The organism is Candidatus Ornithobacterium hominis (genome assembly GCF_900538215.1).
Taxonomy (GTDB): Bacteria; Bacteroidota; Bacteroidia; order Flavobacteriales; family Weeksellaceae; genus Ornithobacterium; species Ornithobacterium hominis.
Map to the genome: position 1 here is coordinate 87285 of NZ_UNSD01000004.1, position 17457 is coordinate 104741.

General features: G+C 35.0%; 26 protein-coding genes. 19 read left to right on the plus strand and 7 right to left on the minus strand.

Annotated elements, in window-relative coordinates; translation table 11 throughout:
• Positions 1-37: 37 nt before the first annotated feature.
• The 7 genes from D5J18_RS04175 to miaB form a co-directional block, all read right to left on the minus strand.
• Positions 38-2566: a reprolysin-like metallopeptidase gene (locus tag D5J18_RS04175; protein WP_119057759.1), complete on the minus strand. Its 2529-nt coding sequence runs from the start codon at positions 2564-2566 to the stop codon at positions 38-40.
• Positions 2567-2643: 77 nt separating this feature from the next.
• A complete protein-coding gene (gene secG / locus D5J18_RS04180; protein ID WP_119057760.1) occupies positions 2644-3015 on the minus strand; it encodes a preprotein translocase subunit SecG in 372 nt (123 codons plus the stop codon).
• Entirely contained in the window at positions 3016-3744 is a 729-nt protein-coding gene (locus tag D5J18_RS04185; protein ID WP_119057761.1) for a DUF8458 domain-containing protein, read from the minus strand.
• The gene (locus D5J18_RS04190) at positions 3744-4250 is read right to left on the minus strand and encodes an LptE family protein (RefSeq protein WP_119057762.1); all 507 of its coding nucleotides are present in this window, start codon (positions 4248-4250) and stop codon (positions 3744-3746) included. Before D5J18_RS04190 ends, D5J18_RS04185 begins: the two co-directional genes overlap by 1 nt.
• Positions 4240-5487 carry a sigma-54-dependent transcriptional regulator gene (locus D5J18_RS04195; protein WP_119057763.1) on the minus strand — a complete coding sequence of 416 codons (1248 nt, stop codon included), beginning with the start codon at positions 5485-5487 and terminating at the stop codon, positions 4240-4242. Before D5J18_RS04195 ends, D5J18_RS04190 begins: the two co-directional genes overlap by 11 nt.
• 5 nt (positions 5488-5492) lie before the next feature.
• The gene (locus tag D5J18_RS04200) at positions 5493-5747 is read right to left on the minus strand and encodes a hypothetical protein (RefSeq protein ID WP_119057764.1); all 255 of its coding nucleotides are present in this window, start codon (positions 5745-5747) and stop codon (positions 5493-5495) included.
• Positions 5748-5752: 5 nt separating this feature from the next.
• A complete protein-coding gene (gene miaB / locus D5J18_RS04205; protein ID WP_119057765.1) occupies positions 5753-7186 on the minus strand; it encodes a tRNA (N6-isopentenyl adenosine(37)-C2)-methylthiotransferase MiaB in 1434 nt (477 codons plus the stop codon).
• Between the two features lie 227 nt (positions 7187-7413).
• On the opposite strand from miaB, the gene rpsL reads away from it, so the two are divergent.
• The 19 genes from rpsL to rpsH all read left to right on the plus strand — a co-directional run bounded on the left by rpsL (position 7414) and on the right by rpsH (position 17457).
• Positions 7414-7788, plus strand: a complete 375-nt coding sequence (gene rpsL, locus D5J18_RS04210) for a 30S ribosomal protein S12 (protein ID WP_119057766.1) — start codon at positions 7414-7416, stop codon at positions 7786-7788.
• Between the two features lie 18 nt (positions 7789-7806).
• Positions 7807-8283 (plus strand): 30S ribosomal protein S7, encoded by a 477-nt coding sequence (gene rpsG / locus D5J18_RS04215; RefSeq protein WP_119057767.1) that lies wholly within the window; start codon positions 7807-7809, stop codon positions 8281-8283.
• Between the two features lie 7 nt (positions 8284-8290).
• Positions 8291-10420 carry an elongation factor G gene (fusA, locus tag D5J18_RS04220; protein WP_119057768.1) on the plus strand — a complete coding sequence of 710 codons (2130 nt, stop codon included), beginning with the start codon at positions 8291-8293 and terminating at the stop codon, positions 10418-10420.
• A 5-nt stretch (positions 10421-10425) separates the two neighbouring features.
• The gene (gene rpsJ / locus D5J18_RS04225) at positions 10426-10731 is read left to right on the plus strand and encodes a 30S ribosomal protein S10 (protein ID WP_119057769.1); all 306 of its coding nucleotides are present in this window, start codon (positions 10426-10428) and stop codon (positions 10729-10731) included.
• 75 nt (positions 10732-10806) lie between these two features.
• Positions 10807-11433, plus strand: coding sequence for a 50S ribosomal protein L3 (gene rplC / locus D5J18_RS04230; RefSeq protein ID WP_119057770.1), 627 nt, complete (start codon positions 10807-10809; stop codon positions 11431-11433).
• The gene (gene rplD, locus D5J18_RS04235) at positions 11424-12053 is read left to right on the plus strand and encodes a 50S ribosomal protein L4 (RefSeq protein WP_119057771.1); all 630 of its coding nucleotides are present in this window, start codon (positions 11424-11426) and stop codon (positions 12051-12053) included. The genes rplC and rplD overlap by 10 nt, the downstream gene beginning before the upstream one ends.
• A 6-nt stretch (positions 12054-12059) precedes the next feature.
• On the plus strand, positions 12060-12350 hold the full coding sequence (gene rplW / locus D5J18_RS04240) for a 50S ribosomal protein L23 (RefSeq protein ID WP_119057772.1): 291 nt from the start codon (positions 12060-12062) through the stop codon (positions 12348-12350).
• Between the two features lie 9 nt (positions 12351-12359).
• Positions 12360-13181 (plus strand): 50S ribosomal protein L2, encoded by an 822-nt coding sequence (gene rplB, locus D5J18_RS04245; protein ID WP_119057773.1) that lies wholly within the window; start codon positions 12360-12362, stop codon positions 13179-13181.
• A 3-nt stretch (positions 13182-13184) separates the two neighbouring features.
• Positions 13185-13466, plus strand: a complete 282-nt coding sequence (gene rpsS / locus D5J18_RS04250; RefSeq protein ID WP_119057774.1) for a 30S ribosomal protein S19 — start codon at positions 13185-13187, stop codon at positions 13464-13466.
• 8 nt (positions 13467-13474) lie between these two features.
• Positions 13475-13879 carry a 50S ribosomal protein L22 gene (gene rplV / locus D5J18_RS04255; protein WP_119057775.1) on the plus strand — a complete coding sequence of 135 codons (405 nt, stop codon included), beginning with the start codon at positions 13475-13477 and terminating at the stop codon, positions 13877-13879.
• A gap of 5 nt (positions 13880-13884) precedes the next feature.
• Positions 13885-14601: a 30S ribosomal protein S3 gene (rpsC, locus tag D5J18_RS04260; RefSeq protein WP_119057776.1), complete on the plus strand. Its 717-nt coding sequence runs from the start codon at positions 13885-13887 to the stop codon at positions 14599-14601.
• 15 nt (positions 14602-14616) lie between these two features.
• Entirely contained in the window at positions 14617-15036 is a 420-nt protein-coding gene (gene rplP / locus D5J18_RS04265) for a 50S ribosomal protein L16 (protein ID WP_119057777.1), read from the plus strand.
• A gap of 13 nt (positions 15037-15049) precedes the next feature.
• Positions 15050-15235: a 50S ribosomal protein L29 gene (gene rpmC / locus D5J18_RS04270; protein ID WP_119057778.1), complete on the plus strand. Its 186-nt coding sequence runs from the start codon at positions 15050-15052 to the stop codon at positions 15233-15235.
• A gap of 20 nt (positions 15236-15255) precedes the next feature.
• On the plus strand, positions 15256-15510 hold the full coding sequence (gene rpsQ / locus D5J18_RS04275) for a 30S ribosomal protein S17 (RefSeq protein ID WP_119057779.1): 255 nt from the start codon (positions 15256-15258) through the stop codon (positions 15508-15510).
• Complete coding sequence (rplN, locus tag D5J18_RS04280; protein WP_119057780.1) at positions 15510-15878, plus strand: 50S ribosomal protein L14; 369 nt, start codon at positions 15510-15512, stop codon at positions 15876-15878. The genes rpsQ and rplN overlap by 1 nt, the downstream gene beginning before the upstream one ends.
• Positions 15879-15888: 10 nt before the next feature.
• On the plus strand, positions 15889-16209 hold the full coding sequence (gene rplX / locus D5J18_RS04285) for a 50S ribosomal protein L24 (RefSeq protein ID WP_119057781.1): 321 nt from the start codon (positions 15889-15891) through the stop codon (positions 16207-16209).
• 6 nt (positions 16210-16215) lie between these two features.
• Entirely contained in the window at positions 16216-16773 is a 558-nt protein-coding gene (gene rplE, locus D5J18_RS04290) for a 50S ribosomal protein L5 (protein ID WP_119057782.1), read from the plus strand.
• Positions 16774-16775: 2 nt separating this feature from the next.
• Entirely contained in the window at positions 16776-17045 is a 270-nt protein-coding gene (gene rpsN, locus D5J18_RS04295) for a 30S ribosomal protein S14 (RefSeq protein ID WP_119057783.1), read from the plus strand.
• A 16-nt stretch (positions 17046-17061) separates the two neighbouring features.
• On the plus strand, positions 17062-17457 hold the full coding sequence (rpsH, locus tag D5J18_RS04300) for a 30S ribosomal protein S8 (protein ID WP_119057784.1): 396 nt from the start codon (positions 17062-17064) through the stop codon (positions 17455-17457).

Here is a 17457-nt window from a genome sequence, read left to right on the forward strand (position 1 = left end):
TTGTCATTTCATTTGTCAAAATTCAAATGAAGAACTGCTACTTTTTCATGAGTTTGAAGTAATATGTTTGGTTTTTTTGTTGCACCACGATGTAATATAAATCGGGTGATAGAAAATGAATGTCTAGTTGTTTGTTTTGATTTGAGCCAGACTTCACAACTTGCCCAACACGATTGTAGATAAAATAATGGTACTTTGAATTTTCTAAGCCTTGAAAAATAATGAAATCTTTAGCTGGATTGGGATGAATCTGAACAATTTTATCTTCTATAGCGTCTAAATTCATTTTTTGATAACTAAAATCACACAAATTTAAATAAGCATTTTTCACCAACCCCGTGTCTTTTTTGCTAGCATCAAAAAATTCTATTTTCCAATTTCCTTCAGCCTTTAAATTTCTTAAAAAATCAAGACGTTGTGCAGGTCTAATGGAAGCCTTTAAATTTTGGCAATTAGCATTTTCTGCAAAATCAGAGAATTCAAGCGATAAAACTTGTTGATTGGTGCATTGCTGATTGTATAAAACAATTTGCTGAGCGTTGGGTGCTGTCAAGACAATTTTCAAATCTCCAATGTAAGGATGTGAAACGTCTACACCTACTTGAGCTTCTTTGATTTTAAATTTATCACTAATGTTTAAACTTGCCGTAGCTGGCGGACCAAATTTCGCAGCACCTTCACCATCAGGAATCGGCATGGGGAAAGTGTTAAATGTATATTTTTTACAAACTTTTTCACTCGTGTAGCCTAAACTATAGGCAGGGCTTACTGCAAAAAAGATGTTGCCTATGGCTTCTACCATAAAGTAAACTTTTTCACTCAAAACACCTTCGGGGAGACGAAAATCAAAACGGCCATTGTTGGGTTGGTTATGAGCAAAAATTTCAAAACTCTTTCCACCATCAATACTCCACAAAATATTTACAAATTTAGTATTGTAGGGCGCCTGATTGGTGTTGGCTATATACCACCGAAGCTGAAAATTGGAGCCAGGCTGTAGTTGAAAATTATTTGAACTAATGATGCTGAACGCTTTATCCTCTTTTTGAACAAAAATTTTAATCGCATCAGAATTATTTTGACCAAAATGTTCATTATCTCTTACAATTAAATTAAAATTTAATTCTCGAGTAACTTGCGGTAAACTCTCAAAATTATCATCAAAACGCTGCTCTAAAATCAGTGGAAGAGAAGGGAAATACCTGAAATTATTTGTATTCGGGGGGTAACTTCTAAAGAGTGGTCCTGTTTTTTCATAAGCCTGAGCAAAATGAAATTTTCGTAGTGTAGCCCCATCGGCTTGTTCCCAAGCGAAAGTTAAATTTTTAGAATCAGAACCCTGTGCCTCACCTGTTAATTTGAAAGGCGTTCCAGCTGGGATTGTATAGTCTTTCCCAGCATCAACCCTTGGCGGAGGATTTTGAATTGGCAAGAGGGAGCCTACATTTTTTCGTTTTAGATTTTCGCTCATTTGCTGTATGCTGATGAAATGGAAATAAGGGTCGCTGTGAGATTGAGCATCCATTGGGAAGCCCTCTAAACCTGCATAGCCCATAATAGTGGTTCCGCTGCCAGGCTCAAAATTGGTATCGAATCCTTCATAATGAGAAAAAGTGTGAGTAGCCCCCAGTTGATGTCCGATTTCATGAGAAACAAAATCAATATCAAAACGAGCTCCTTCAGGTTTTTTATTAGATGCAGCAGTAAAGGCTTTAGCTTTTTCACCATCTACACCAATGCAACCGATGCAACCCGTTTGCCCTACATCTCCTTCACCAGCAAATAGATGCCCTAAATCATAGTTTTCTTCGCCAATATATAGTGAAATGATTTGCTGAACTTCATCGAGCCATTTTCCCTTGGACCCAGTAGACGCATCGCTGTAGGGGTCAGATTCAGGTTTGGTAAAAATGATTTTATCATTATTATTCACCAAAATGAAACGAACGGAGAGCTCAGTCTGGTAGAGAGCATTGATGTTGGTAAGTGTTTGATTTATAGCCTCTAAAGCCTTTTCTTTAGTGCCGCCAAAATATTGTGTGTATTCGCCGTTGGCAGAAATAGCGATACGATACGTTCTCAATTTCTGGTCACTGGCTGTGGCAGAAGCCTGAAGTTGATGCGGAAAATGAGCATTCGCTGTCAGGCAAGTGAATTTTTTTTCAAGGCTTAAAATTTCTTCAGAATAAAGTCCATTTTTATTTTTTTTTAGGCTTAAAATTTTCCCATTTTTCACCAAACTGGCTGAAATTTTTTGTGGCGAAGAACTGATGAAAATTTTATGTTCGGGATGCTGAATATCATAGCCTTCATAAGCTTTAATCTTGGGGTATTTTTCAGCTAATTTATCTTCAAAATTAGATGTTTCTGTGATTTTGTAATGGCTGAATTCGTTTTCTACTGGGATGTAAACTTCTCCTTTTTCTAGGGCTTGATGAAATGCTGATAAATTTAATTGTAAAAGAGGTTGATTTTTATTAGAATGAACTGCGATTGCTTGCCAATATTCTTGTGCATGAATTGCTGAAAAAAATAAAAAAATGAAAAGAATGAGAGATTTACGCATAAGTTATTTAATAAAAAAAGGTCAGCACATTTGGCTGACCCTAAAATTATAAAATCTTTTGAAAAAGAAATATAGATTTAATTAGATTTTGGTAAACTCGGTTGAAAATCAGCTGCAGGGGCATCTTGTGGTGTTGCATCTGTAGCAGGAGCTGGTGTTGTCTCAGTCTGCTCTGGGGTTGGGGGAGTAGCTGGTATTGGTGTGGCGTTTGCCTCCTCTCTTGGCACCATGACTGTTGCTAAGATTACTAGAGCACAAATAATGGAAGATAGAGTCCAAGTGGCTTTATCTAGAAAGTCATTGGTTCTTTGTACACCAAACATTTGGCTACCACCGCCACCAAAGGTTGAAGATAAACCACCTCCCTTGGGATTTTGTGATAAAATAACAAGGACTAAAAGTACACAAACTGCAATGATTGCAATCATTAAAAATATGAATGTTCCCATTTAATTATTTTTAAAGGCTTTAATTTTTTTAATTTGGTCTGCAAAGTAACCACTTTTTTCTGGATATTTCAAACCTAAAATTTTATATGCTTGTATAGCTTTATTAAATTTACTTTGTTCAACGTAGATTTTGGCTAAAGTTTCCGTCATTAAGTCCTTATAATCAGGTTCTTTCTCTATTTGTAGAGGGTTGGGCTTATATTCTTTAGCAGGACTGATTTTTGGATTTTTTTGTAAAAAAGCTTCAATGATTTTAGACTTGTGATTGTATGGTTGATTTTCTATAGAATCGTCAGCAAAATATGTTTTTGGCTCACCGAATGTTATTATTTCTGATTCTCCCTTACGAGCATTCTCTGCCACTTTTAGCCAATCGCTAAAGGAATGAGAGGCGGTGAATTTTTTATCAGCCGTTAAATTTTCATGCTTTTCTTTGGATTTTTGCTCTGCTATTTCTTCTGCAGGAATTTCCGTAGGATTTTCAATAGGGAGTTTTTTCTTTGGGACTTGATGATGAAGGTAATTATATAAAATTCCTCGTTGAGTTGTATAGGTAGCAGCTTTGTGCAGTGTTTTTTGGAAGTGAGTATTTTTATTTTCTTTCAATAATCTACACTTCAAGAGATAAAGCGCTTGGAAGTAGGGGTGAAGCGCTATGTGCTCTTCAATCACAGCAAAGTCAGTTTCTTTTAAATCCAATGGATTTTTTAAAAGCCTTAAAATTTTCATTACCAATCTGCTACTATATCGTTATAAATCAAATCAATCAATTTTTGGTTAATTTCTTGTACCATTTCATCTTCCACCATGTCAAGGCTTTGATTGGCTTCAAAATCTTCGTATTGAGAGTAAGATTTGGTAAAGCCTTTATCTTCTTCTACATTATTTATATAATCTACCTTAATCGTAATGGTCAATCGGTTTTTGGCTGCCCGATCGCCAGAGACGATGTTGACTGGCGTGACGTTATAATTGGTGATTTCACCAGAAATGATAATGTTCGCTTCATCAGTATTAGTCAAGCTCATTCTTGTACGCTGATCAAATCTCAGTTTCAGATCTTCTGTAAATTGTTGGCTCAATTTAGGGTTTTGCAAAGGAGCATAATTGGGAAACATCATAATGTTTACAGTTTGGTATCGCTCATCAAGTGAAGAGCCAGTGAAGGTGTAGCAACTCCAAAACAACAAAAGTGGAAAAATTTTTAAAGCCTTAAAAAAATATTTACAAATCATACTGCTTTATTTTTCGGTATAAAGTTCTCTCAGAAATCCCTAATTCTTCGGCCGTGTCTTTTCTTCGGCCATCATGTTTTTGCAAGGCTTTTTCGATTAAATTAATCTCGTTATCTTCTAAAGATAAATTTCGATTTTCTTGAATGTCTTCATATTCGAAATCTTCTATATCATTATATTGTGGGTGAGATTCTGTGGGATTTGGTTCGTAATGAATGAGAGAATCAGGGTTAGGTGGCGGTGTCACGTTACTAAAAATACGCTGCACCAATTTCGGGTTGTTTTTGAGAATGTCTCCCTTATTGTTTTGAATGATTTCTAAAGTTAATTTTCTTAAATCATTCAAATCTTTTTTCATGTCAAAAAGAACTTGGTACATCAAATCTCGTTCGTTGGCAAAATCAAACTCCTGTTTTGGCGTTGTGGCGTTACTGTGAATAGGAATCAGAGAGTGTGTTGGTAGAAATTTAGAAATTTCGTTAGCACCTAATTCTGTTTTTGTTTCTACCACAGAAACTTCTTCTGCAAAATTCCTTAACTGCCTTACGTTTCCTGGCCAAGCATAGTTTGAGATGATATTTAAGGCTTCATTATTAAGATGAATCACGGGTCTTTGATACTTATAAGCAAAATCAGAAGCAAATTTTCTAAATAATATTGGGATGTCATCTTTTCTCTCCCGCAATGTGGGAATTTGAATTTCTACGGTATTGAGACGGTAGTATAAATCTTCCCGAAATTTTCCTTTTTTCACAGCTTCCAAAACATTTACGTTAGTTGCTGCAACGATTCTTACATCTGTTTTTTGTGTTTCAGAAGACCCGACTTTCATGAATTCTCCAGTTTCTAAGACCCGAAGTAAACGAACCTGCGTGTGTAATGGTAATTCACCTACTTCGTCTAAAAAAATCGTCCCTTGGTCAGCTACTTCAAAATAACCCTTTCGAGTTTGTGTAGCGCCAGTAAAAGCACCTTTCTCATGCCCGAATAATTCAGAATCAATCGTTCCCTCTGGTATGGCACCACAATTCACGGCGATATAATTATTGTGTTTTCGAAGGCTTAAAGAATGAATGATTTTCGGGAAAAATTCTTTCCCAACACCGCTTTCACCAGTGATTAAAACAGAGATTTCTGTTGGTGCAACATTGATTGCTCGTTCAATCGCTCGGTTGAGCTGCGTGTTGTTCCCGATGATTCCGAATTTTTGCTTAACGGACTGAAACTGATCTGTCATTTAAATTATTTTGTGTAAATGAATTTATTTAATAGTCTGACGCCTGTTGATGTGTTAACGGAGGAATCTGTTTTTTTCTTGTGAGTAGAATCAGAAGAAATGGAATTTTGTGGCGATTGAATGCTATCCGTAGGAACGAAAGGAATAAATTTAACGGAGTCTATTTTTTTGACTTCATTGTACTTTGAGCCGATTAATTCCCCTTCGGTACAAGAGCTCAATAAAATGAAGAGAGACAGGAAAAAGCTGTGAATTTTCATAAATTTTAAATTTTATTTCCTAGTAATGTAGCAGATGTGCAATCTGAAGCGAAAACCAAAACAAGGTCACCTATTTTTTCTTCACCTGTTTTAGGGAAAACAACTACAGCATTTTGGCTATTTCTTCCATACCAATCAGAATTGCTTTTTTTGGAGTCACCTTCAATTAAAACTTCATGTATTTTATTTAGCTGAGCTTGCATTCGTTCTTTAGAATGTTTTTGCTGTAGCTGAATGATTTCTTGCAGACGTCTTTTTTTGATTTCTTCAGGCACATTGTCTTCTAATTTTTTATGTGCAGGAGTTCCTGGGCGGTCAGAATAAGCAAACATATACCCAAAGTCATATTTTACGTATTCCATCAGAGAGAGAGTTTCTTGATGCTCTTCCTCTGTTTCGTCGCAGAAGCCCGTAATCATATCATGTGAAATAGCACATTCAGGTACAATTTTCCGTACATTGTCGATCAATTCAACGTATTCTTCTCGAGTATGCTTACGATTCATTCTTGCCAAAACACTAGTGCTACCGCTCTGCACAGGCAAATGAATATACTTGCAGATGTTATCATATTTAGCCATGGTGTGTAATACATCAGTCGTCATGTCTTGTGGATTGCTGGTAGAAAAGCGAATTCTAATATCTGGGACGGCAAGTGCAACCATTTCAAGCAGTTGTGAAAAATGAATAGCTGAAGCCTGTTGCATTGCTGAGGCACTTTTAAAATCTTTTTTCAAGCCTCCGCCATACCATAAGTAACTATCTACATTTTGCCCCAGCAGTGTAATTTCTTTGTAACCTTTTTGTTGTAAATCTTTACATTCATTGATAATGGAATGAGGATCCCTACTTCTTTCTCTCCCTCGAGTGAAAGGAACTACGCAAAACGTACACATATTATCACAACCTCTAGTGATAGAGACAAAAGCAGTAACCCCATTCCCACCTAATCTCACTGGATTCAAATCTGCATAAGTCTCATCTTTACTTAGAATAACGTTTACAGCCGATTTACCGCCTTCTATTTTTTCCAATAAATGGGGTAAATCTCTATAAGCGTCAGGCCCTACGACTAAATCAATTAAGTGTTCTTCTTCCAAAAATTTATCTTTTAAGCGTTCGGCCATGCAACCTAAAACACCAATCATCAGAGCAGGATTTTTAGCCTTTACCTGGTTAAATTGGCTCAATCGATTTCGCACAGTTTGTTCAGCTTTTTCACGAATAGAGCAAGTATTTAAAAGTATTAAATCAGCTTCCTCAAAAGAAGTTGTGGTAGAGTATCCTTCTTTCTCTAAAATTGAAGCCACAATTTCTGAGTCAGAAAAATTCATTTGGCAACCGTAACTTTCTAAGAAAAGCTTTTTGTCTCCATCATTATTGCGTTGCAAAACCTCCCCTTGTTTTTCTTCTAAAATAATTTTATTCTCCGTTAACATTCAAAAACTTTAAGTTGCAAATATAATGAATTACTGACACAATGTCAGATTTTTTTAATTTTTTAAGGCTTAAATAATAATGGATAGAAGAGGAAAATAAAAGGCTTTAAAAAAAAGATATAGAATTTATTGGCTAACTATTTGTAAATTATAATAAAACACTTACCTTTGCACTCCTTAAAAACATAAAAAGTGTTTTTTTGGAAAAAAATTGAATATATTATTATATGCCAACAATACAACAATTAGTTAGAAAAGGTAGAAATAAACTCACTAAGAAGAGTAAATCGGCTGCTTTGGAGGGATGTCCTCAAAAACGTGGCGTGTGCACGCGTGTGTATACGACTACGCCCAAAAAACCAAATTCTGCTATGCGTAAAGTTGCACGTGTGCGCTTAACGAATGGGAAAGAGGTGAATGCATATATTGGGGGAGAAGGGCATAATCTTCAAGAGCACTCGATAGTATTGGTGAGAGGAGGAAGGGTAAAAGATTTACCTGGTGTGCGTTATCATATTGTTCGTGGAGCTTTAGATACCGCTGGAGTAAATGGGCGTTTGCAGAGAAGAAGTAAATATGGAGCTAAACGACCTAAAAAATAATAAAATTCTGTTGAAGAAATGAGAAAGACAAAAGCAAAAAAGCGTCATTTATTGCCCGATCCTAAATTTAACGATACGTTAGTTACACGTTTTGTTAATAATTTGATGTTGGATGGTAAAAAAAGTACCGCATTTAAGGTTTTTTATGATGCAATAGATATTGTTGAGCAAAGAAAAGAAGATGATGAAAAATCAGCTTTGGAGGTTTGGAAGGATGCGCTAACGAATGTTATGCCACATGTAGAGGTAAGATCGCGTAGAGTCGGTGGAGCTACATTTCAAATTCCAATGCAGATTCGCCCTGATAGAAAAATTTCTATGGCAATGAAGTGGTTGATTAAGTATTCTCGTTCTAGAAACGAGAAATCAATGGCTCAGAAGTTAGCTGCGGAAATTTTAGCGGCAGCTAAAGAAGAAGGAGCAGCTGTTAAGAAAAAGACTGAAACTCACCGAATGGCTGAGGCGAATAAAGCATTTTCACATTTTAGATTCTAAGAATATTATGGCTAGAGATTTAAAGTTCACAAGAAATATAGGGATAGCTGCGCATATAGATGCGGGTAAAACAACTACTACCGAAAGAATTTTGTTTTATACAGGTAGAACTCATAAAATTGGAGAAGTTCATGATGGGGCTTCTACTATGGATTGGATGGAGCAAGAAGCAGAAAGGGGTATTACTATTACTTCTGCAGCTACTACTTGTACATGGGTTTTCCCTAAGGAAAACGGAAAGCCGACAGCAGAAGCAAAAGATTATCATTTCAATATAATTGATACCCCAGGGCACGTTGATTTCACTGTAGAGGTGAATCGTTCTTTGAGAGTATTAGATGGATTGGTGTTCCTGTTTAGTGCGGTAGATGGCGTGGAGCCTCAGTCAGAAACAAACTGGAGGTTAGCAGACAATTATAGCGTTCCGAGATTGGGATTTGTGAATAAGATGGATCGCCAAGGAGCAGATTTTTTAAATGTTTGCACCCAAGTTCGTGAAATGTTAGGTTCAAATGCGGTTCCAATTGTTTTGAATATTGGAGATGAAGAGGATTTTAAAGGCGTGGTTGATTTAGTTAAAAATCGAGCTATTGTTTGGCATGATGAAACTCAAGGGGCTACTTTTGATGAAATTGATATTCCTGATGATTTAAAAGAAAAGGCTCGTGAGTTAAGAGGTAAGCTGATTGAAGCAGTAGCAGAGTATGATGAAAGTCTTTTAGAGAAATTCTTTGAAGATGAATCCTCTATCACAGAAGATGAAATTCATAAAGCTTTACGTGAAGCTACGTTAGATATGGCTATCATTCCAATGGTTTGCGGTTCTTCTTTCAAAAATAAAGGAGTTCAATTTATGTTGGATTGTGTTTGTAGATATTTACCATCGCCACTTGATATTGAAGCCGTTGAGGGAACTAATCCTGATACAGGGGATATAGTAAAAAGAAAGCCTTCTGCAGAGGAACCTTTTTCAGCTTTAGCTTTTAAAATTGCTACAGACCCATTTGTGGGAAGATTGGCGTTCTTTAGAGCTTATTCAGGGCATTTAGATGCAGGATCTTATGTGTTAAATAACAGATCTGGTAATAAAGAAAGAATTTCTAGAATTTATCAAATGCACTCTAATAAGCAAGAACCTTTAGATTACATAGAAGCAGGTGATATTGGTGCAGCTGTTGGATTTAAAGATATTAAGACTGGAGATACATTGTCTTCTGAAAATGCTCCAATCATTTTAGAAAGTATGGAGTTCCCAGATCCTGTAATTGGTATCGCTGTGGAACCTAAATCAAAAGCTGATATTGACAAGCTAGGTATGGCATTAGCTAAATTAGCTGAAGAAGATCCAACTTTCCAAGTGAGAACAGATGAAAAATCAAGTCAGACAGTGATTTCTGGTATGGGTGAACTTCACTTAGATATCATTGTTGATCGATTGAAGAGAGAGTTTAAAGTTGAAGTAAATCAAGGTCAACCACAAGTTGAGTATAAAGAAGCGATTTTAGGTACAGTGGACCACAGAGAGATTTATAAAAAACAAACAGGTGGACGTGGTAAATTTGCTGATATTGTTTTTGAAATAGGTCCTGCTGATGAAGGAAAAGAAGGGCTTCAGTTTATCAATGAAATTAAAGGAGGTAATATTCCAAAGGAATATATTCCTTCAGTTGAAAAAGGTTTTAAAGAAGCCATGAAGAATGGACCTTTAGCTGGTTACGAAGTAGATTCTATGAAAGTTACATTAAAAGATGGGTCGTTCCATCCAGTAGATTCTGATCAGCTTTCATTTGAACTAGCCGCAAAGTTAGGGTTTAAAGCGGCAGCTAAGAAAGCGAAACCTGCAATTATGGAACCTATTATGAAATTAGAAATTTTAACTCCTGAGGAGAATATGGGGGATATTGTTGGTGATTTGAATAGAAGAAGAGGCGTTCCATCTGGAATGAGTGATAGAAATAATGCAAAAGTAATTAAAGCGACTGTTCCTTTATCAGAAATGTTTGGTTATGTTACTTCATTAAGAACATTATCTTCAGGTAGAGCGACTTCTACAATGGAGTTTGAAAAATATGAAGCAGCGCCTCAAAACGTAGCTGATGATGTAATTGCGAAAGCCAACGGTTCAAACGAAGATTAAAAAAAATGAGTCAAAAGATAAGAATTAAATTAAAGTCATACGATCATAATTTAGTTGATAAATCAGCTGAAAAGATTGTAAAAACTGTAAAGACAACAGGAGCAGTGGTAAATGGACCAATTCCTTTACCTACGAATAAAAAGATATTTACAGTTCTTAGATCTCCACATGTAAATAAAAAAGCAAGAGAGCAATTTGAATTAAATGCACATAAAAGACTTTTAGACATTTATAGCTCTTCTTCTAAAACTGTAGATGCGCTTATGAAGTTAGAATTACCAAGTGGGGTAGAAGTAGAAATTAAAGTATAATAAATATTAAAATAATATATTGTAGAGTAAAAGAAAGAATGTTTTACTCTACAATTTTATCTAATAAAAAATATAATGTCAGGAATTATTGGAAAAAAAATTGCCATGACAAGTTTATATAATGAGGAAGGGAAAAATATCCCTTGCACAATTATACAAGCTGGGCCATGTGTAGTTACGCAAGTCAGAACCATTGAAAATGATGGCTACCAAGCTGTTCAATTAGGTTTCGATGACAAGAAAGAGAAAAATGCGGGAAATGCTGCTATAGGGCATTTCAAAAAAGCAGGTACTACCCCAAAACATAAACTGGTAGAATTTTATGGTGACTTTGTCAGTGATCTTGAATTGGGACAAGAGATTAAAGTAGATTTGTTTAGTGAAGGTGAGTATGTAGATGTGACAGGTATCTCTAAAGGAAAAGGCTTTCAAGGTGTTGTGAAAAGACATGGCTTTGGAGGAGTTGGACAATCTACACATGGTCAGCATAATCGTTTGAGAGCTCCAGGTTCAATTGGTGCAGGGTCAGATCCTTCAAGAGTATTCAAAGGAATGAGAATGGCTGGTAGAACAGGAGGTAAAAAATCTACTATTCAAAACCTTTTGGTAATGAAAATAGATAAAGAGAAGAATTTAATTATAGTAAAAGGTGCTGTCCCAGGACCTAAAAATTCATATGTAGTTTTAAGAAGATGGAAATAGCAATTTTTGACATTAAAGGTAAAGAGACGAGTAGGAAAATTACTCTAGACGATAGTGTCTTTGGAATAGATCCAAGCATGCATACTGTTTATCTTGAAATTAAACAGCATCTAGCTAATAAAAGACAAGGAACACATAAAGCGAAAGAACGTGCAGAAATAGCAGGTAGTACGCGAAAAATAAAAAGACAAAAAGGGACAGGAACTGCAAGAGCTGGAGATATTAAGAATCCTTTATTTAAAGGAGGTGGTCGAGTTTTCGGACCAAGACCTAGAAATTATAGCTTTAAATTAAATAAAGCTCAGAAGAGAGTTGCTAAAAAATCAGCTTTAAGCGCCAAGGTGAAATCAAATGCTTTAAAAGTAGTTGAAGAATTGAAATTTGATGAAATTAAAACTAAGAAATTTGTTGAATTTCTATCAAATTTTGGAGCTGAAAATAAAAAATGTCTTTTTGTGTTGGGAGAATCAAATAATTTTGTATATTTGTCCTCCCGAAATTTACAGAATGTTAAGGTCGTAAATTATTCAGAATTAAGTAGTTATGATATAATCAATGCTTCTGAAGTTTATTTATTTGAGCATTCTGTGGAGAAAATAGAGAATAATTTAAAAAAGTAGGCAGGTATGAGTATTATTTTAAAACCCGTGATTACTGAAAAGGCTACCAATGATTCAGAATTTAATAATAGGTATGCTTTTTATGTGAAGCCTACGGCTAATAAATTGGAAGTTAAACGAGCTGTTGAAGAATTGTATGGTGTTGATGTCTTGGATGTTAAAACTATGATTTATGCTCCTAAATATAAGTCTAAGTATACGAAAACTGGTTTGCAAGTTGGTAAAACAAATAAGTTGAAAAAGGCTGTTGTTCAAGTTGCTGATGGAGATGTGATAGATTTATATAGTAACATTTAATAATAAGGTATGTCTGTTAGAAAATTAAAAGCTATTACGCCAGCGCAGCGATTTAGAATTGTCAACAATTTTGATGGTCTCTCAAAAAAAGCACCAGAAAAATCGTTAACGAAAGGGAAGAGTAAGTCTGGAGGTAGAAATAACTCAGGGCGTATGACCATGCGATTTATAGGGGGTGGTCATAAGCAAAAATATAGAATTGTCGATTTTAAGAGAAACAAAGAAGGGGTTGCGGAAGTCATTTCAATAGAATATGATCCTAATCGAACTGCTTTCTTAGCTTTGGTTGAATACGAGGATGGAGAAAGGAGGTATGTTATAGCTCAAAATGGATTGAGTGTTGGACAGAAAATATCTAGTGGTGACGATGTGTCTGTGGATGTTGGTAATGCTAGTAAGATTAAAAATATACCATTAGGTACTATTATATCTTGCATAGAATTGAGACCGGGGCAAGGCGCTATTTTAGCTAGAAGTGCTGGTTCATATGCCCAGCTCATTGCTAAGGAAGGGAAGTTTGCCACGTTGAAAATGCCATCAGGAGAAATTCGCTTGATTCTTGTAGAATGTATGGCTACGATTGGGGCTGTTTCAAATTCAGATCATCAATTAGAAGTTTCAGGAAAGGCTGGACGTTCTAGATGGAAAGGTCGCAGGCCAAGAACAAGATCTATGGTTATGAATCCAGTTGATCATCCCATGGGTGGTGGTGAAGGTAGAGCTACAGGGGGGATTCCTAGGAATAAAAATGGTATTCCAGCTAAAGGTTACAAAACCCGTAAGAAGAAAAAGGCTTCAAATAAATATATAATTCAAAGAAGAAAGAAATAAGATATGGCACGTTCGTTAAAAAAAGGTCCTTATATATTTTATAAGCTAGATAAAAAAGTGCAAAACAATATTGCAAGTGGAAAGAAATCGGTAATTAAAACTTGGTCTAGAGCATCTATGATTTCCCCCGATTTTGTAGGGCAAACGATAGCTGTTCATAATGGAAGACAGTTTATTCCAGTGTATATTACTGAAAATATGGTAGGGCATAAACTTGGCGAGTTTTCACCAACTCGTACATTTAGAGGTCATGGCGGAAATGCTAAAAACAAAGGTAAAAAATAATTTTAGTAATGGGGAACAGAAAACACGAAAGCGCACAGACGCTTAAAGAAAGTAAAAAAAATATAGCTTTTGCTAAATTAAATAATTACCCGAGCTCGCCTAGAAAGATGAGACTAGTTGCTGATATTATTAGAGGAGAGCGTGTGAATAAAGCGTTGTATTTGCTCAGATTTTCTAAACAACATGCTTCTTTGCCTTTGGAAAAATTATTACTAAGTGCTTTAGCTAACTGGCAAATGAAGAATGAAGGTACTGATATAGAAGAAGCTGATTTATTTGTGAAAGAAATTTATGTAGATAGTGCTAGACAATTAAAGCGATTGAGACCTGCTCCTCAAGGAAGGGCTCATAGGATTAGAAAAAGATCTAACCACGTAACACTAATATTAGGTTCAAAAACACAGGAGAATTAATTATTATGGGACAGAAGACAAATCCAATAGGAAATAGATTAGGAATTATCCGTGGTTGGGATTCTAACTGGTATGGAGGAAATGATTATGGGGATAAGATTGCTGAGGATGCTAAAATTCGTAAATATTTAGGTGCTCGTTTGCAAAAAGCAAGTATATCAAACATTTATATAGAAAGAACTTTAAAGCTTATCACTATTACAATTACAACTTCTCGCCCTGGTATTATCATAGGTAAAGGAGGTACAGAGGTGGATAAGTTAAAAGAAGAGCTTAAAAAATTAACAGGCAAAGATATTCAGATTAATATTTTTGAAATTAAAAGACCTGAACTAGATGCGACTTTAGTAGCAGATAGTATTGCAAGACAGATAGAGAATAGAATTTCATATAGAAGAGCTGTTAAAATGGCAATAGCTGCTGCAATGCGTATGAATGCTGAAGGTATAAAAGTTCAAGTTTCAGGTAGATTAAATGGAGCAGAAATGGCTCGTTCAGAAACTTATAAAGAAGGGAGAATTCCTTTATCTACTTTTAGGGCAGATATCGATTATCACATTTCTGAAGCTCATACAACCTATGGTAGACTTGGGATTAAAGTATGGATTATGAGAGGTGAGGTTTATGGAAAGAGAGAATTATCTCCCCTAGTTGGTTTGAAAAAAAATAAGAAAAGCGGAGGTAAACGACGTGAAAGAAAAGGAGGTAGAAGACACCCTTAAATTTTAATCATTATTATGTTACAACCTAAAAGAACAAAGCATAGAAAACAGTTTAAAAACGTTAAAAAAGGTGTTGACCATCGAGGGACACAATTAGCCTTTGGTACGTTTGGCATTAAAGCCTTGGAAGCTAAATGGATTACAGCTCGACAAATTGAAGCTGCTCGTATTGCAGCGACTAGACATATGAAGAGAGAGGGGAGTATTTGGATTAAAATTTTTCCAGATAAACCAATAACTAAAAAGCCTCAAGAGGTGCGTATGGGAAAAGGTAAAGGTGCACCTGAATATTGGGTTGCTCCAGTTAGATCGGGTAGAATTTTATTTGAAATAGGAGGTATTCCTAGAGAAACAGCAGAGGAAGCATTGCGTTTAGCCGCTCAAAAATTACCTGTAAAATGTAAATTTGTTGTAGCAAGAGATTATCAAGATTAATAAACTTAAAGTTATGAAATTTACAGAAATTCAGAATTTAAATAAAGAGGAATTGATTTCTAAGAAAAATGAACTAACAGATAAATATTTTCGATTGAAATTAAATCATAAAATATCTCAGCTTGAAAATCCTTTGCAATTAAGGACATTGAGAAGAGACATAGCTCGTGTGAATACTTTATTAAGCCAAAGTAAGTAAATTATTTATCTAATATTAGAATGGAAAGAAAACTTAGAAAAGAACGTATAGGCTTGGTGAAAAGTAATAAAATGGACAAAACCATTGTTGTTTCTGAAACCAAAAGGCAAAAGCATCCTATGTATGGTAAATTTGTTTTGAAAACAAAAACTTATAAAGCTCATGATGAAAATAATGAGTGTAATGAAGGTGATACTGTTAGAATAATGGAAACTCGACCATTGAGTAAAGATAAACGTTGGAGATTAGTTGAAATTTTAGAAAGAGCAAAATAATGGTACAACAAGAATCAAGATTAAAAGTAGCAGACAATACGGGCGCTCGCGAAGCTTTAGTCATTAGAGTTTTAGGTGGAACAGGAAGACGATATGCTTCTCTTGGTGATAGAATTGTAATTTCTATTAAAGAAGCTACACCAAATGGGAATGTAAAAAAAGGACAGGTTTCTAAAGCCGTAGTCGTTAGAACTAAAAAAGAAGTAAGACGCAAGGATGGTAGTTATATTAGATTTGATGATAATGCTTGTGTTTTAATTGATAACAATGGAGAAATGAAAGGCACTCGTGTATTTGGACCTGTTGCACGTGAGTTACGTGATAAACAATACATGAAAATAGTTTCATTAGCTCCAGAAGTACTTTAAAATTTATACAATGCATAGCGGAAAAACTAAAATCAAAAGTGGAGATAGCGTAATTGTTCTTGCGGGTAAAGATAAAGGCAAGACTGGGGAAGTTCTTTCTGTTGATAGAAAAAATAATAGAGCTGTAGTCGAAGGAGTAAATATGGTGAAAAAACACACTAAACCTTCAGCTCAAAATCCTCAGGGAGGAATTAAAGAATTTGAGTCTTCTATTCATATTTCAAATATTGCTATATTAGATCAAAATAATAAGCCTTCAAAAATTGGTTATCGGATAGAAAATGATAAAAAGGTAAGGTTTACTAAAACAACAAATAAAACTTTAAGCTAAATTATAATGAGGAATTATACGCCAAGAAGACTACAATCATACAAAGATACGATCGTATATTCTTTGAAAGAAGAATATGGTTACTCCTCAATCATGGGAGTTCCAAAATTGCAAAAAATTGTAATTAGCCAAGGTTTGGGAGATGCGGTTGCAGATAAAAAGATCATTGAGTATTCTGTTGATGAGTTGACAAAAATCAGTGGACAAAAAGCTGTGGTTACTTTATCTAAAAAAGACGTTGCTACTTTTAAGTTGAGAAAAGGAATGCCTATAGGCGTCAAGGTTACTTTAAGAGGGATTAAGATGTATGAATTTTTAGATAGGTTAATTACAACTGCATTGCCTCGAGTTAGGGATTTTAATGGTATAAGTCCCAATGGATTTGATGGAAGGGGAAATTATAACTTAGGTATTACAGAACAAATTATATTTCCAGAAATTAATATCGATAAAGTGAAAAAAATTCAAGGGATGGATATTACTTTCGTAACTTCTGCTAATACAGATAAAGAAGCCAAATCTTTATTAGAAAAATTTGGTTTACCTTTTAAAAAAAATAGTTAATAATGGCAAAAGAAAGTATGAAAGCGCGTGAGCGCAAAAGAGAAAAGCTGGTTGATAAATATGCTGATAAAAGAAAGGCTTTAAAAGAAGCTGGTGACTACGAAGCTTTGCAAAAATTACCTAAAAATGCTTCTCCAGTAAGGTTACATAACAGATGTAAAATTACAGGTCGACCAAGAGGTTATATGAGACAATTTGGTTTATCTCGTGTTACTTTTAGAGAGATGGCAAACAAAGGTTTAATTCCAGGTGTAAAAAAAGCCAGTTGGTAATAAAATATTTAAAAAAATGACAGATCCAATTTCAGATTATTTAACACGCTTACGCAATGCTTTGATGGCAGGACATAAATTAGTAGAAGTCCCAGCATCTAATATTAGAAAAGATATAACCAAAATTTTATATGAACAAGGTTATATTCTAAACTATAAATTTGAAGATGTAGGTCATCAGGGCTCTATAAAGATTGCTTTGAAATATGATAAGCGTGACAATACACCAGCTATTCGTAAAATTAAAAGAGTATCGAAGCCAGGATTGAGGAAGTATAGCTCTTCAGCAGAACTGCCTAGAGTATTAAACGGACTAGGAATAGCAATTATTTCTACATCCCACGGAGTTATGACTGATAAAGAAGCAAGAAAACAAAATGTAGGCGGAGAAGTACTCTGCTATTTATATTAA

What these genes read in the sequence shown, in the direction of transcription:
- rplE (WP_119057782.1), top strand. Translation starts at nt 16,216, where the DNA reads ATGAGGAATTATACGCCAAGAAGACTACAATCATACAAAGATACGATC.
- D5J18_RS04190 (WP_119057762.1), bottom strand. Translation starts at nt 4,250, where the DNA reads ATGATTTGTAAATATTTTTTTAAGGCTTTAAAAATTTTTCCACTTTTG.
- rpsG (WP_119057767.1), top strand. Translation starts at nt 7,807, where the DNA reads ATGAGAAAGACAAAAGCAAAAAAGCGTCATTTATTGCCCGATCCTAAA.
- rpmC (WP_119057778.1), top strand. Translation starts at nt 15,050, where the DNA reads ATGAAATTTACAGAAATTCAGAATTTAAATAAAGAGGAATTGATTTCT.
- rplN (WP_119057780.1), top strand. Translation starts at nt 15,510, where the DNA reads ATGGTACAACAAGAATCAAGATTAAAAGTAGCAGACAATACGGGCGCT.
- rplV (WP_119057775.1), top strand. Translation starts at nt 13,475, where the DNA reads ATGGGGAACAGAAAACACGAAAGCGCACAGACGCTTAAAGAAAGTAAA.
- rplW (WP_119057772.1), top strand. Translation starts at nt 12,060, where the DNA reads ATGAGTATTATTTTAAAACCCGTGATTACTGAAAAGGCTACCAATGAT.
- D5J18_RS04200 (WP_119057764.1), bottom strand. Translation starts at nt 5,747, where the DNA reads ATGAAAATTCACAGCTTTTTCCTGTCTCTCTTCATTTTATTGAGCTCT.
- rpsJ (WP_119057769.1), top strand. Translation starts at nt 10,426, where the DNA reads ATGAGTCAAAAGATAAGAATTAAATTAAAGTCATACGATCATAATTTA.
- rpsN (WP_119057783.1), top strand. Translation starts at nt 16,776, where the DNA reads ATGGCAAAAGAAAGTATGAAAGCGCGTGAGCGCAAAAGAGAAAAGCTG.
- rplD (WP_119057771.1), top strand. Translation starts at nt 11,424, where the DNA reads ATGGAAATAGCAATTTTTGACATTAAAGGTAAAGAGACGAGTAGGAAA.
- rpsL (WP_119057766.1), top strand. Translation starts at nt 7,414, where the DNA reads ATGCCAACAATACAACAATTAGTTAGAAAAGGTAGAAATAAACTCACT.
- rpsC (WP_119057776.1), top strand. Translation starts at nt 13,885, where the DNA reads ATGGGACAGAAGACAAATCCAATAGGAAATAGATTAGGAATTATCCGT.
- rplP (WP_119057777.1), top strand. Translation starts at nt 14,617, where the DNA reads ATGTTACAACCTAAAAGAACAAAGCATAGAAAACAGTTTAAAAACGTT.
- fusA (WP_119057768.1), top strand. Translation starts at nt 8,291, where the DNA reads ATGGCTAGAGATTTAAAGTTCACAAGAAATATAGGGATAGCTGCGCAT.
- rplX (WP_119057781.1), top strand. Translation starts at nt 15,889, where the DNA reads ATGCATAGCGGAAAAACTAAAATCAAAAGTGGAGATAGCGTAATTGTT.
- D5J18_RS04175 (WP_119057759.1), bottom strand. Translation starts at nt 2,566, where the DNA reads ATGCGTAAATCTCTCATTCTTTTCATTTTTTTATTTTTTTCAGCAATT.
- rpsH (WP_119057784.1), top strand. Translation starts at nt 17,062, where the DNA reads ATGACAGATCCAATTTCAGATTATTTAACACGCTTACGCAATGCTTTG.
- rpsS (WP_119057774.1), top strand. Translation starts at nt 13,185, where the DNA reads ATGGCACGTTCGTTAAAAAAAGGTCCTTATATATTTTATAAGCTAGAT.
- rplB (WP_119057773.1), top strand. Translation starts at nt 12,360, where the DNA reads ATGTCTGTTAGAAAATTAAAAGCTATTACGCCAGCGCAGCGATTTAGA.
- rpsQ (WP_119057779.1), top strand. Translation starts at nt 15,256, where the DNA reads ATGGAAAGAAAACTTAGAAAAGAACGTATAGGCTTGGTGAAAAGTAAT.
- D5J18_RS04195 (WP_119057763.1), bottom strand. Translation starts at nt 5,487, where the DNA reads ATGACAGATCAGTTTCAGTCCGTTAAGCAAAAATTCGGAATCATCGGG.
- rplC (WP_119057770.1), top strand. Translation starts at nt 10,807, where the DNA reads ATGTCAGGAATTATTGGAAAAAAAATTGCCATGACAAGTTTATATAAT.
- D5J18_RS04185 (WP_119057761.1), bottom strand. Translation starts at nt 3,744, where the DNA reads ATGAAAATTTTAAGGCTTTTAAAAAATCCATTGGATTTAAAAGAAACT.
- miaB (WP_119057765.1), bottom strand. Translation starts at nt 7,186, where the DNA reads ATGTTAACGGAGAATAAAATTATTTTAGAAGAAAAACAAGGGGAGGTT.
- secG (WP_119057760.1), bottom strand. Translation starts at nt 3,015, where the DNA reads ATGGGAACATTCATATTTTTAATGATTGCAATCATTGCAGTTTGTGTA.